13 protein-coding genes (1 of these 13 cut by a window edge) are annotated in these 13,173 nt (G+C 61.2%); 7 read left to right on the top strand and 6 right to left on the bottom strand.

What is annotated here, in order from left to right; translation table 11 throughout:
• Nucleotides 1-1,254: the 3' portion of a peptidoglycan DD-metalloendopeptidase family protein gene (locus KZ772_RS15925; RefSeq protein WP_290537476.1), read on the top strand. Its footprint begins 63 nt before the window's first position; the window shows 1,254 of its 1,317 coding nt (coding positions 64-1,317); its start codon lies beyond the left edge, outside the window; it ends in the stop codon at nucleotides 1,252-1,254.
• Entirely contained in the window at nucleotides 1,244-2,344 is a 1,101-nt protein-coding gene (locus tag KZ772_RS15920) for an anhydro-N-acetylmuramic acid kinase (RefSeq protein WP_290537475.1), read from the top strand. Before KZ772_RS15925 ends, KZ772_RS15920 begins: the two co-directional genes overlap by 11 nt.
• 174 nt (nucleotides 2,345-2,518) lie before the next feature.
• Here the strand turns inward: KZ772_RS15920 and KZ772_RS15915 are convergent, their stop codons facing one another.
• From KZ772_RS15915 to KZ772_RS15890, 6 genes are all read right to left on the bottom strand, one after another.
• Nucleotides 2,519-3,052 (bottom strand): phosphatase PAP2 family protein, encoded by a 534-nt coding sequence (locus KZ772_RS15915; protein WP_290537474.1) that lies wholly within the window; start codon nucleotides 3,050-3,052, stop codon nucleotides 2,519-2,521.
• A gap of 163 nt (nucleotides 3,053-3,215) precedes the next feature.
• A complete protein-coding gene (gene erpA / locus KZ772_RS15910; protein ID WP_062817040.1) occupies nucleotides 3,216-3,554 on the bottom strand; it encodes an iron-sulfur cluster insertion protein ErpA in 339 nt (112 codons plus the stop codon).
• 91 nt (nucleotides 3,555-3,645) lie between these two features.
• The gene (locus KZ772_RS15905; RefSeq protein WP_290537473.1) at nucleotides 3,646-4,110 is read right to left on the bottom strand and encodes a polymer-forming cytoskeletal protein; all 465 of its coding nucleotides are present in this window, start codon (nucleotides 4,108-4,110) and stop codon (nucleotides 3,646-3,648) included.
• A gap of 9 nt (nucleotides 4,111-4,119) precedes the next feature.
• Nucleotides 4,120-4,845, bottom strand: a complete 726-nt coding sequence (locus KZ772_RS15900) for a DUF6776 family protein (RefSeq protein WP_290537472.1) — start codon at nucleotides 4,843-4,845, stop codon at nucleotides 4,120-4,122.
• A gap of 1 nt (nucleotide 4,846) precedes the next feature.
• The gene (gene argC / locus KZ772_RS15895; protein WP_290537471.1) at nucleotides 4,847-5,896 is read right to left on the bottom strand and encodes an N-acetyl-gamma-glutamyl-phosphate reductase; all 1,050 of its coding nucleotides are present in this window, start codon (nucleotides 5,894-5,896) and stop codon (nucleotides 4,847-4,849) included.
• 260 nt (nucleotides 5,897-6,156) lie between these two features.
• Nucleotides 6,157-7,575, bottom strand: coding sequence for a chloride channel protein (locus KZ772_RS15890; protein WP_290537470.1), 1,419 nt, complete (start codon nucleotides 7,573-7,575; stop codon nucleotides 6,157-6,159).
• Between the two features lie 115 nt (nucleotides 7,576-7,690).
• Here KZ772_RS15890 and hemJ point away from each other — a divergent pair, with 115 nt between their 5' ends.
• From hemJ to KZ772_RS15865, 5 genes are all read left to right on the top strand, one after another.
• The gene (gene hemJ, locus KZ772_RS15885) at nucleotides 7,691-8,134 is read left to right on the top strand and encodes a protoporphyrinogen oxidase HemJ (protein WP_290539493.1); all 444 of its coding nucleotides are present in this window, start codon (nucleotides 7,691-7,693) and stop codon (nucleotides 8,132-8,134) included.
• A gap of 72 nt (nucleotides 8,135-8,206) precedes the next feature.
• Nucleotides 8,207-8,965, top strand: coding sequence for a hydroxymethylpyrimidine/phosphomethylpyrimidine kinase (locus KZ772_RS15880; RefSeq protein WP_290537469.1), 759 nt, complete (start codon nucleotides 8,207-8,209; stop codon nucleotides 8,963-8,965).
• The gene (gene thiE, locus KZ772_RS15875; protein ID WP_290537468.1) at nucleotides 8,962-9,603 is read left to right on the top strand and encodes a thiamine phosphate synthase; all 642 of its coding nucleotides are present in this window, start codon (nucleotides 8,962-8,964) and stop codon (nucleotides 9,601-9,603) included. The genes KZ772_RS15880 and thiE overlap by 4 nt, the downstream gene beginning before the upstream one ends.
• 152 nt (nucleotides 9,604-9,755) lie before the next feature.
• Complete coding sequence (locus KZ772_RS15870; protein ID WP_290537467.1) at nucleotides 9,756-12,548, top strand: M12 family metallo-peptidase; 2,793 nt, start codon at nucleotides 9,756-9,758, stop codon at nucleotides 12,546-12,548.
• Complete coding sequence (locus KZ772_RS15865) at nucleotides 12,542-12,991, top strand: DUF6174 domain-containing protein (protein ID WP_290537466.1); 450 nt, start codon at nucleotides 12,542-12,544, stop codon at nucleotides 12,989-12,991. Before KZ772_RS15870 ends, KZ772_RS15865 begins: the two co-directional genes overlap by 7 nt.
• Nucleotides 12,992-13,173 lie beyond the last annotated feature (182 nt).

The following is a 13,173-nucleotide window of genomic DNA, read 5'->3' as shown; positions in this document are numbered from 1 at the left end:
CTGAGCATGGCCTTGCTGGGCGGCGTCATCCTTATCGCTCTTCGTCCAGACAGCCCCACGGAACAGCCCCGCCAACAGGCCAAAACCATTAACCTGCCCGCCAAGCCAGCGCGCAAACCCGAACCGCAACCGCAAGCCCCTGAAGCTCCCCAATGGCAAACCCTCACCGTAGAATCCGGTGACAGCCTGTCGTCGCTTCTACAGCCGCTGGGAGTGGGAGCAGGCCAGGTATTTGCCTTGATCAACAGCGATGACAAGCTCAAACGGCTGACCAAGATCCGCCCCGGCGAAACCCTGGAAGTCATTGTGGAAGACGACAGACTGACCCAGGTGCAATACCACCCCTCAAAGGTGGAAACCCTCACCGCCCGACTGAGGGGCGGTGGCTGGGAAACCCGCCTTAGCCAGCGGGAATACCAGAAACAGACACGCTTCGCCGAAGCCGACATCACCGACTCCCTGTTCCTGGCCGGCGCCGCGGCGGGAATCAGCGACAAACTCACCATGCAACTGGCCAATCTGTTCGCCTGGGACGTGGACTTCGTACTCGATATCCGCCGCGGCGACCGTTTCCGCATTATCTATGAAGAGCTCTACCTGGACGGCGAGAAAGTGGGTGAGGGAGACATCCTGATGGCCGAGTTCTGGAATCAGGACCGCCACCTGACCGCCTTTCGCTACGAAACCCGCTCCGGCGATGTGGAATACCTGGATATCAAGGGGGACTCCATGCGCAAGGAATTCATCCGCACCCCGGTGGCCTTCTCCCGAATCAGCTCACGCTTCAACTTGAGCCGCAAACACCCTGTTCTCAACCGTATTCGTGCCCACAAAGGCATCGACTATGCAGCCCCGTCCGGCACCCCAATCAAGGCCGCCGGTGACGGCAAGGTGATTTTTGCCGGGGTAAAGGGCGGCTACGGCAATGTGATCATTCTCAAACACGGCCAGATCTACACCACCCTCTACGCACACATGCGCGGCTTCGCCAAGGGCATCCGCGTAGGCAAACGGGTCAAACAGAGCCAGACCATTGGCTATGTGGGCGCCTCCGGACTCGCCACCGGGCCGCATCTCCATTACGAATTCCGCATCAATGGCGCTCACCGCAATCCTTTGACCGTGCCACTGCCCAAGGCGCGGGGCATCAACGACAATGAGCGCTCGGAGTTCCTGATTGCCGCCAATCGCCTCAAGGCTCAGATGACCCTGTTCGCCGAGGCCTCAACCCTGGCCAGCAGCGATGTCCTCTGACATCCACAGCGATTACCTGATTGGTCTGATGACCGGCACCAGCGTGGATGGCATCGACGCGGTGTTGACCCGGATCGGTGACGGGCATTTCTCCCTGCAGGCCACTCTCAATGAGCCCCTGCCCGGGACTCTGCAGCAATCTGTGCTGGATCTGTGCCAGCCCGGCGACAACGAGATAGACCGGGCCGGGACCGTCAGTCGGCAACTGGCCCTTTGCTATGCACAGACCTGCCAGACACTGCTGCAGCAAACTGGGCTGGCACCCCGGCAGATACGCGCCATTGGCTGCCACGGACAGACCGTGCGCCACCGGCCCGGTGAAAGCGGCTTCAGCCTGCAACTGGGCTGCCCGGACACCCTGGCCGTGGAAACCGGCATCCCTGTGGTCAGCAACTTCCGCAACAAGGATATGGCACTGGGTGGCCAAGGCGCGCCCCTGGTGCCACCTTTCCACCAGCAACTGTTTGCCCGCCCCGGCCAGCGCCGCGCCATTGCCAACATCGGCGGCATGGCCAACGTGACCCTGCTGGACGGCGACAAACTGCAGGGCGGTTTCGATACCGGCCCGGGCAATGTGTTGATGGACCTGTGGATCCGGCAGTACCGCCAGCAACCCTTCGATCGCAATGGTGACTGGGCCGCCGGTGGCACGCCGGATAGCACACTGCTGGAGCAACTGCTGGATGATCCCTACTTCCGGCTGCCGCCCCCCAAGAGCACCGGTCGCGAACTTTTCCACGGGGACTGGCTGAACCAACGGCTGCCCGATCACTATGACGCCCAGCAGGTTCAGGCCACTCTGGCCGAACTGACCGCTCGAAGCATCAGCGACGCGCTGGCGGATTTCGCCCCGCAACAACTGCTGGTCTGCGGCGGCGGCGCTCATAATCGACACCTGCTGGCACGGCTGCAGCATCATCTAGGCGTCCCGGTAACCAGCACGGAAAGCGAAGGCCTGCACCCGGATTGGGTGGAAGCCGCCGCCTTCGCCTGGCTGGCATGGGCACGGCTGGAAGGACAGTGCGGGAATGCACCGGCGGTCACCGGGGCGTCCAGAGAAGCGATTCTGGGCCAGGTCACCTTGCCCTGAAAGGCGACGAGCAACCTCTTCATTACCTCGCTACCCCCGTAGGAGTGGCGCTTGAGCCGCGAACCATTCGCCCTTTATCGCAAGTAAATTCGCGGCTCAAGCGCCGCTCCTACGGGGGTTTAGAAAAAGTGCGGCCGTATGGCCAGGGCGGGAGAGGATCGTCGAGGAGGAGGGCTAAACCAGCCAGAGCGCCAGCATGGCACAGCTGACGCCCAGCGTGGCGCCAGCGAGGATATCGCTGGGGTAGTGCACACCCAGCAGCACCCGGGACAGCCCCACCATTACCGCCAGCCCCAGGGCCAGCAACATCACCGGCGGGTAAAACACGCAGAGCAGGGATGCCATGACAAAGGCAGCGGCAGTGTGGCCGGAGGGAAAACTGAAACGGTCCGCCGGCTGGATAAAGGCGGACAGGCTTTCCAAGGCATCCGCCGGCCGTGGCCGCTTGATCATATGCTTAAGCAGCACAAACAGCGGCACCTCCAGAGCATAAGCCGCCATGGCGGTGAGTGCGAATTCACTGCCCCCCTGGCGATCCATCCACCAGATCAGCAGCGTCAGGGCCACATAGAAGGGGCCATCACCGAGCCGCGATACCATGCGGGCCATACGGGCACGACGGGCAGCCTGGGGCTGTTGAAGCAACCAGCACATGGCCCGGGTATCCGCGGCAGTCATTCGTTGAAATGTAGGTTTTGTCGTCATCATGGGGCTAGTGTCACCCGCAAAAACGACGATAAGTTGATCAAACGGTGAAGGTTTTGTGACAGTCAGGAGCTCTTGCCATATGAACACCCACCCCACCACACCTGTGCGGAGGGAGTTTCGCGGGCATCATGTCCACAGGATAGAAACGTTGACGCGAGCAGGTTCAGACTGAGAAAGAAGAACCACAACCACAGGTGGTGGCAGCGTTAGGGTTGCTGACCACAAAGCGTGAGCCCATCAACCCCTTTTCGTAATCCACCTGGGAACCGTCCAGATACTGGATGCTCATGGCATCGACCAGCAGGGTCACACCATCCTTTTCAACAATGGTGTCGTCATCGTTGACCGCTTCGTCAAAGGTGAAGCCGTAGGAAAACCCGGCACAGCCACCGCCCGTGATATACACGCGTAGTTTGAGTTGCGGATTGCCTTCGTCGTCACGCAGTTCCTTGACCTTGGCGGCGGCGGCATCGGTGAATGAGATCGGGGCGTTTTCGGTCATACTCTCGCTTGCAACGGGTGACGGATTGGCCCGTGGCCGGGAAGGCCAACGGGCTGATTATGTTCCAGTACCCGACTAAAACAGTCAAGAATTATTCGGCCACCGCTTCCTTGCCAGAAGCCTTGCCGGCGTTCTTGCCGGAGGCATCCGGTGCCGGCAGGTTACGGCGTTCATCGTCCAGGCGGACCAGCTTGCCATTGACCCGCGCGCCCATGACCATCTCGATCATCAGGTAATAGACATTGCCTTCCACGGAGGCCTTTTCGGCCAACTCCAGATTCTCAGTGGCGTGCACATCCCCTTCCACACGGCCATTGATGATGACTTGGGGTACCTGAATTTCCCCTTTGACCACACCGCTTTCGCCGATGATCAGACGGCCACCATCCTTGCCCACATTGATATTGCCTTCCACGGTACCCTGAACATGCAACCCGCCGGTGAATTCAATATCACCTCGGACCGTGGCACTGGGCGCAATCAGGGTGTGGTTACGGTAATCCTGGGACGAACCGGATGTACTGCTTGTTGCGGATTTCTTGTCTCGGCCAAGCACGGGTCTCTCCTACTGCCATTTTACGGTTTTTTGTGTCTGGTAACGGTTTCTGCCGCCGCTCTCAGCTTCTACATCTATGGCGTCCAGCTCCACCCCTTCCGGCACCTGAAAGCGGCCATTCAGCTCCTGGAAGTAACGAAACCGGAAGCGCGTCTCACTGCCATCTTCCAGCCAATCGGTTCCACTCAGGGAAAAGGGCTCCCCATCGCGGCTGCCACGCAGGGTCAAACTGATGTCCCCGGACAGATAATTGCGGTTATCCCCTGCCTGCACCAGTACCAACCGGTAGCGGTAAACGCCGCTTTCATCCTCGGGCTGGAGCACCATTTTTTCAATCTGCAGCCCCTCGCTGGCACCCGGCGCCATCACGCTCTTGTAAAACACCACCGCTTCTTCCAGCTCAGCAGCCTGATCGCGCAGGGACTTGATCTCCTGGCGCAGGGTCTCCCGGGCCTCCCGGGTCACTTCGGTATCGGTGCGATACAGGGCAAGCTCGTTACGGGCCGCTTCCAGCTCTCGCTTGGCGGTCTTCAGGTCGCTGCGCAGGCGTTGATTGGCCGCGGACGTATCCAGGGCACCACTGCTGCCGGTCCAGAAACCGCCGGCAAACAGCAGCACGGCGAATATCAGCAAGCTCACTATCCAAAGCCGGCGGCGCTTTTTCTGCCGGGAAGGACTCACCGGCATCAGCATCACATCATCAATGCCCGCCCGGCTTTTCGGTTTGCGTGCCATATCAGGGCATCAACGGAACGACTGCCAGCCCCGCCCCTTCGTCCAGCCCAAACATGATATTCATCGCCTGCACCGCCTGCCCGGAGGCCCCCTTGACCAGGTTATCGATCACCGACAGTACCACAATTACGTTCTCACCCCGTGGTTGGTGCAAGGCAATCCGGCAGGTGTTGGCGCCTTTTACGAAACGGGTCTCTGGGTGGCTGCCCAGGGGCATCACGTCCACGAAGGGCTCGTTGGCATAACGGGCTTCATAGGCTGCCTGGATCTCTTCCAGGGACGGAGATTGCGGGGTCAGCTGACCATAGAGGGTAGCGTGAATACCGCGAATCATGGGAATCAGATGCGGCACAAAGGTGGCCTTTACCGGCCCACCGGCAATATCCCCCAGGCCCTGCTCGATTTCCGGCAGGTGGCGATGGCCGCTGGCGCCATAGGCCTTGTAGCTCTCGCCGGCCTCCGCCAACAGCATGGGCACCTTGGCCCCCTTGCCGGCACCGCTGGCACCACTGGCCGCGTTGGCAATCAGCTGGTCCGGATGGATCCAGCCGTTTTCCAGCAATGGCAGGTACCCCAGCTGGATGGCCGTGGGATAACAGCCGGCACAGGCTACCAGCCGCGCATCACGCAGCTTTTCCCGGTTCACTTCCGGCAACCCGTAGACGGCGTCCGCCAGCAACTCCGGGCAGGCATGGGGCTCACCGTACCAGTCGCTCCACAACTCATGGTCACGGAGCCGGAAATCCGCAGACAGATCCACCACCCGCACACCAGCATCCATCAGCTCGGGCATCATGCGCATAGCCACATTGTGGGGAGTAGCAAAAAACACCACATCACAGGCGGCCAGCCGTTTCACGTCCGGCTCGCTGAAGACCAGATCGGTACGCCCGCGCAGGGAAGGAAACAGGTCTGCCACAGCAATACCCGCCTCGCCCCGGGAGGTAATCACATCCAAAGCCACATGGGGGTGGTTGACCAGCAGGCGCAACAATTCCACCCCGGTGTATCCGGTGCCACCAACTACGCCAACCTTCAGGGGCTCTGCCATATCATTCTCCACCCTGCTAACCAGGGAACTGCATTAACCTAAATGCCACGACTTCATCGCGGCGCCTGACACAGGCTTTGCCGCCACAGGGACTGTTGTTTCCCAAAGAAAGTCTTCAGTCGATCAGATTCCCTGATACGACACCTCTTCAGAAACTCCCCTGTGCCAACAAATTCTTGCGCCATGCATCCACCCTGAAGCCGTAGCTCCAGGTTCACAAATGACCCCGCATGATAGGGGCGCCACCATGGGCCGGCAACTTATCCGGGCAATTGCCGTTCGGATTCCTTGCCTGCAGCCGGCTCCGTGCCCCCCTCATCACCCTTTTCCCGGGGTTTCTCCAGGGCCATGCCGCGCCCGTCCGCCAGCCGCTCGGCCAGGGAATCATAAAGCGGGCGGGTCCAGACGAGCTTGGCCACCGCCGTTGCCAGGAAAGCCCCGGCCATCAGCGGCAGCAGGATGTCGTGGCGGTTACCGGTCAGTTCCATGACGATCACGAAAGAGGTAATGGGGCGCTGGATTACGCCAGCCAGGAAAGCAGCCATGGCCACCAGGGTAATCCCGACCAGTGAAGACTCCGGGAAAAAGCCACCGATCACATTACCGAATCCGGCCCCCGCCGCCAGGCTAGGCGAGAACAAGCCTCCGGGGATGCCGGTGAAATACGAGACCAGCGTGGCGGACATCTTGGCCAGGGCAAAACTCCAGTTCCCGGGATGCTCCCCGTCCAGCAGGGTGCTGGCCTGTTCATAGCCACTGCCATAGGTGGCGCCCCCGGTAAGCAGCCCCAGCAACACCAGCACCAGCGCACACATCAGCACCACCCGATAGGGATGCGCCCGGGCATGGGGGGAAAGAAACTGGCTACCCTTGATCAGCAGGCGACTGAACAAGCCACCGAACAGACCACACACCAGACCAGTGACACCAATGGCCGCCCAGTCCCGGGTAATATCCAGCCCCCCCACCGGGTGACCGAAAAAACTGTAGTGCCCCATGATCATCAGCACCACTACCCCGGACAGGATAATCGCCAGAATAAGGGTCCCGCTGGTGCGCTGCTCGAAGGAGCCCGACAGCTCTTCAATGGCGAATACAATCCCGGCCAGCGGCGCATTGAACGCCGCCGACACCCCGGCAGCCCCTCCGGCCACGATCAGGGAATTATCCACATATTTCTGATTCAGACGCCCCAGACGGCCCACTGAATACATCATCGCCGCGCCCATATGCACACTGGGCCCCTCTCGGCCGATACTGGCACCGCACAGCAACCCCAGGCAGGTCAGGATGAACTTGCCGAAGATGACTCGCAAAGAAAGAAAGGTGGGCCGCAGCCAGTGGTAACGTTGCTTGAGTACTACCAGCACCTGGGGAATACCACTGCCCTGGGACTCGGTGCCCAGCTGCCGCATCAGCCAGACAATGATCAGCATACCCAGCGGCGTGATCAGCACCGGCAACAGCGGTGATTGCTCGTGTATCTGAATGAAGGTGTGCGACGCCAACTCCGCCACCCAGGCGAACGCCACCACCAACAGCCCCACCAGCACAGCGCCGATCCAGAACACCGCGCGCAGCTTCCAGTCCTCCCAGGACCCCAGCTGACGACGACTCACGCGGCGAGTGCGAAACAGGTAGTAACGCATCAGACGACGGTGACGTGGCCGCTTATTCACGGGACTCCTTGGCAATCAGTGCAGGTTGACGAAACAATGGCAGGAAGTCGGTATAGTCTACGCCCTGACTTCCAATCCCTCCACTCACAACACCCCGGAGACTTGCCACATCATGATGCAGTTCGCCCTTGACCACCTGCTCTGGATCAAAGCGTTCCACCTGATCGCCATGATCTGCTGGTTTGCCGCCATTTTTTACCTGCCGCGCCTGTTCGTTTATCACGCCATGGCGGAAGACACGGTCAGCCGGGAACGCTTCAAGGTCATGGAGCGCAAACTGTATCGGGGCATCATGAACCCCAGCATGATTGTCACCGTGCTGCTGGGCCTGTGGATGCTGACGGCCAACTGGGACGCCTACAAAGGCTTCGGCTGGATGCATGCAAAACTGACTCTGGTGTTCCTGCTTATCGGCTATCACCACGTCTGCCTGGCCTACCTGAAAAAATTCGCCGCCGACGCCAACACCAAGAGCGACAAGTTTTACCGTATCTTCAACGAGATCCCCGTGTTTCTGCTGGTGGCCATTGTTATATTGGCGGTAGTGAGACCATTCTGAAAAACGCTTAAGCCCTGACGCCGGACGGAAAGGCCGTCCGCACGTCAGGAGTACAGCGGCAGGCATTCTTTTATGAAACCCAATATTCTCGTCATCGCTGGCCATGATCCTTCCGGGGGCGCCGGCATCCATGCGGACATTGAAGCCATTCGCGCCCTGGGCGGCTTTGCCTCCACCCTGATCACCGGGTTGACCGTGCAGAACAGCCAGAACGTGCGCGGCTTCCGCCTCACCGACGTGAATCTGCTACGCCAACAGGCCACCGCCCTGTTGGAGGATTACCAGTTCCAGGCGGTGAAAATCGGCATGACCGGTTCCGTGGCCATCATCGACTTTATCGCCGAGCTGTTGCCGCAATTGTCCGGCGTGCCTGTGATACTGGACCCGGTGTTGGCCGCCGAAGCCGGCGGCAGCCTGGCCAGCGAATCCCTGGCGGACGCCATGCTGGAAAAGCTGGCGCCCTTTTGCGACGTGATGACCCCCAACCTGCCCGAAGCCCAGGCACTCACCGGCCGCCAATCCGTGGCCGACTGCGGTACCGAGCTGGTTGAACGCACCGGCCGCGCCGCCCTGATCACCGGCACCCACGACGACACCGACCAGGTCACCAACCATCTGTTCAGCGCCGACGGCGAGCAACAGTGGAGCTGGGAGCGTCTGCCTCACAGCTATCATGGCTCCGGCTGCACCCTGGCGTCGTCCATTGCCTGCCTGCGCGGCCACGGGGAATCCCTTGCCAATGCGGTGGCAGACGGCCAGGCCCATGTGGATCGCTTCCTGCGTAACGCCTTCCGCCCGGGCCAGGGCCAGCACGTCCCCGACCGGCGATGACAGACCCTCGCATTCACGGCTTGTACGCCATCACCGATCCGACCCTGATCCCCGACCGGCGGCTACTGCCGGCGGCGGAGGCCGCCCTGCGCGGTGGCGCCCACCTGCTGCAATATCGGGACAAAACCGCCAGCTCCGCACAACGCCGTCAGCGCGCCAGCCAGCTTCAGGCCCTGTGTCGAAAACACGGCGCCCTCTTCCTGGTCAACGATGACCCAACCCTGGCCGCAGACATTGATGCCGACGGCGTCCACATCGGCCAGAGCGACGGCGGCATCGCCCGGGCCCGGCAGCTACTTGGCCCCGACAAAATCATCGGGGTTACCTGTCACAGCAACCTGATCCTGGCAGAACAGGCCGCAGACGCTGGCGCTGACTATGTGGCCTTCGGCCGCTTCTTCCCTTCCCGTACCAAGCCACAGGCACCGCCTGCTGATCCGCTCATCCTCGACCAGGCCCGTCAACGGCTGACGATTCCTCTGGTCGCCATCGGCGGGGTTGATGCCGACAATGGTTGCCAGCTACTGGCGCAGGGGGCCGACGCCCTGGCCGTGATCCACGCCCTTTTTTCCCACCAGTCACCCGAGCAGATAGAACAGGCGGCGCGCCGACTGGCTGCCCTGTTCAGCCCCGCCTGAGGCCAAATAACGCGGCACGCTCGTTCAGATAGCCAGGAATGGGATCCGTCGCACAACATACCGGCCCGCAGGTACGCAAAATCCCCCGCAACGCCTACACCGAAATAGCCAGATCAAAAATACGAAAAACCCAGTAAGGGGGAGAACCACCCATGGCAATGCGTTTCCGTCGGCCACTGGCATCCTGGCGCGGCCTGCTGCTGGCTGCCCTGCTTTTCCCTGGCAACCAGGTAATCGCTGAAGCCTCTCAAGCCAGCACCGAACTGTTTATTGATGGCAGCCGTTACCGGGCCGTTCTGGAACCGAGCACCGCCCGGATCGGCATGTCCGACGCGGACCGACAACTGATCAGGGGCAATCACTACAGCGGCACACTGGAACAGGTTCCGCAAAGCTGGGTACGCCTGTCCCGGCTTGACGACAACTGGTCCGGTGTAGTGTCACTGAATGGCGAAATGCACATTATCGATAGCAACGCGTTCAGCCAGCACAACAATCTCCCCGTTGCCCGTTCCCTGCAAAGCCTGCAGGAACCTGGCACCTGCGGTGTGGGCGATGGCACCCACAGCTCTCTGGAACTGCCGACCCGGGAAGGCGCCAGCCCCCGTTCAGGCGGCTACGAAATCGCCGCCGCCACCCTGGAAGACATGTGTACCGAGCAAGTGGACGGCGTCTGCCTGCTGCCGGAGAAATACCTGATCGTCGACCACCTGTTCCAGCAGAAGCATCCGGATACCTACCAGGACAAGGTAGTGGAACTGCTCAATATCATCGACGGTTTCTACCGCAACGACCTGAACATAGTGTTCGACAACCTGCACGTTGAATTTCCCAGCGAAGAACTGTTGCTGGCATCCACCAGCGCCAATGAACTACTGGTAGATCTGCGCGAGAAGTACCACGGCTTTGCCTTCGCCGACACCAGCACCGCCAGCCCACTAATGGAACTGCTCTCCGGCCGTGAATTCGACGGCTCCACCGTGGGCCTTGCCTATGTGGGGACCCTTTGCAATACCAATGGCTATGCCACCGGCGTCACCCAGGAGTACATCAACATTCCCCTGACGGCCATCGTCATGGCCCATGAAATCGGCCACAACTTCGGCGCCAACCACGACAATGTGGAATCCGACCAGGTCGACCACCCGGAGCGTTACTGCGGCAACGGCTACATCATGTCCAGCTGGGCCGACGGCAGTGCCACCGGCTTTTCCAGCTGCTCGGTGAACCAGATGACCGCCAAGATCGACAGCCTCGTCAACCACGATGCCTGCTTCAACTACCCGGTGGATGCGGGACTGAGCGCCGACAGTGGCAACCCGGACACCTTCAATAACAGCACAGGCACCACCCTGACGCTGGCCTATAGCGTGGACTACCAGCAAGCCTCCCGGGCGCCTGACCTGATCCAGTTGCAGGGAGATCTGAGCAACGCCAGGATCGACCAACTAACCCTGCCGGAAGGGGACTGCACCATCGCCACCGACCAGCGTAGCTATAGCTGTTCGCTGACCCCACCCTTCTCCCCTGCCAGCCTGACACTGACCATCACCAGCACCACCCCGGCGCAGGCACTGCTGACACAGACGGCCGCTATCAACGGCAGCGAGGTGAAAGACATCCTCCCCGACAACGACCAGCTGACAACACCCTTGTCCTATAACATCGTGTCCAGCCAACCCGACGACCTGCAGGCGCAGGCCCAGCAGGAACCACCGCAGGTGACCCTGACCTGGACCGACCGGGCCTACACCGAAACCGGCTACCGGGTCGAGCGCTACAGCGATCTCAGCGGCTGGGAACCGCTGGCAAACCTGTCCGCGGACAGCGACAGCCATATCGACAGCGGCGTCGCCACTGACATCAGCTATCAATACCGGGTGATTGCCGAAGGCAGCGACATCACTGGCGACAGCTCAAACACCGTCAGCATCATCATCGAAGGCACCCCGGCCACCCCCGCCAACCTGGCAGCAGCCATGGCGCAAGACGGCATCCAGTTGACCTGGAACGACCAGGCAGACAACGAGCAACGCTATGAAATCCAGCGCCGCCGGGAGAACAATGGCAGCTGGACAGTGTGGGCCAGCCTGGCCAAGGGTCTGGCCACCGACAGTGAACAATATCTGGACAGCACCGCCGTGCTCGGGGAACGCTATCAGTACCGGGTGATTGCTCATAACGCCACCCTTAGTTCAGCCCCGTCAAACCTGGCGGAAATCCAGTTTGGTTCGCGGCCCGACGCACCGTCCAATCTGACCAGCCGCCTGCTGCAAGACGCCATTCGCCTGATCTGGCAGGACAATGCCGACAACGAAACCGGCTTGCGGATCCTGCGCCAGCAATTCAACGGGGAAACCTGGAGTGAATGGCAACGTCTCACCGAGCTGGGCAGCAACCAGACCCGCCATGATGACAGCACTGTCATGGCAGGCACGCGCTACCGTTACCAGGTGCAGGCCTTCAATGCCGTAGGCCCTTCTCCGCTCAGCAACCGCGCGGAGCAGCTTTTCGAGCGCGTGCCTGCAACACCGGGCAATCTGCAAGCCCAACGTCAGAACACCGCCGTAATACTGCAATGGCAGGATAATGCCGAGAACGAATTCGGTTTTCGTATCGAACGCCAGCGTCTTGACGGTGACACCTGGCTGGCCTGGCAGGCCATCGCCGAACTGAATGCCAACAGCACCCGCTACACCGACAGCCGGGTCACCGTGGGCAACCGCTATCGCTACCGGGTTAGCAGCCTCAACAGTGCCGGCAGTTCCACTCCTTCCGCTGCAGTCGCTGTCTCCATGAACGACGAAAGCACCCCGACCGGCGATGACGATTCCTCCGATAACAATGCATCCGGCAGCTTCGGCAATGCTGGCGGCAGCGCCGGTGTTGCTACCGGCCTGCTGGCCCTGCTGTTGCTGCGTCGCAGAGGCAGCCACTCATGCTGAGCCCGCGCCTGCTGCTGAGCGTACTGCTTGCCTCCCTGTTGCCCGCCTGCCAGGCGGGTAATCAGGGCGTCACAACCAACCCGCTCGCCGAAGCACGACAACGCTGGGCCGATCAGGGTCTCGAGCACTACCGCTACCAGGCACGCCAGCAATGCTACTGCGGGCCCAAGGCCCTGCAGCCCGCCAGCATCCTGGTCAACGGCCAGCAGGCCCGGCTGGAAGCCCCGGACGCCCAGGAGCTGACTCCCCTGGCACGCTCGGTGGAGGCCTGGTTTGCCCTGATTGAGGAAAAACAGCGCAAGGGCTGGCATCAGGTGGACGTGGACTACCACCCTCAATGGGGTTACCCCCGCCATATCCGTCTGGATTTCGACCCGCGCATGGCCGATGACGAGCAACAGTACTGGATCAAGGATCTCACCCCGATACCTGCCAACCGCTAACCTCCGCCAGCCTCACTGGCCAAGCCGCCACTCACCCCTCATAATGCCGCCACTTTCCTGTGGCGGCCCCCGGGCTCGCCCGTGTCATGGGGCCTTCATGCCCCAGCGACACCATCAATCGTAATTTCCCGTGTGCGCTCTAGCGCACACCCGCCGCCCGCGCGGCCTGCGATGCCTGGCAT

It is taken from the genome of Alcanivorax sp. (assembly GCF_019431375.1).
Taxonomy (GTDB): Bacteria; Pseudomonadota; Gammaproteobacteria; order Pseudomonadales; family Alcanivoracaceae; genus Alcanivorax; species Alcanivorax jadensis_A.
Note: the sequence above shows the minus strand (reverse complement) of the source record. Positions and strands in the feature narration are given on the sequence as shown.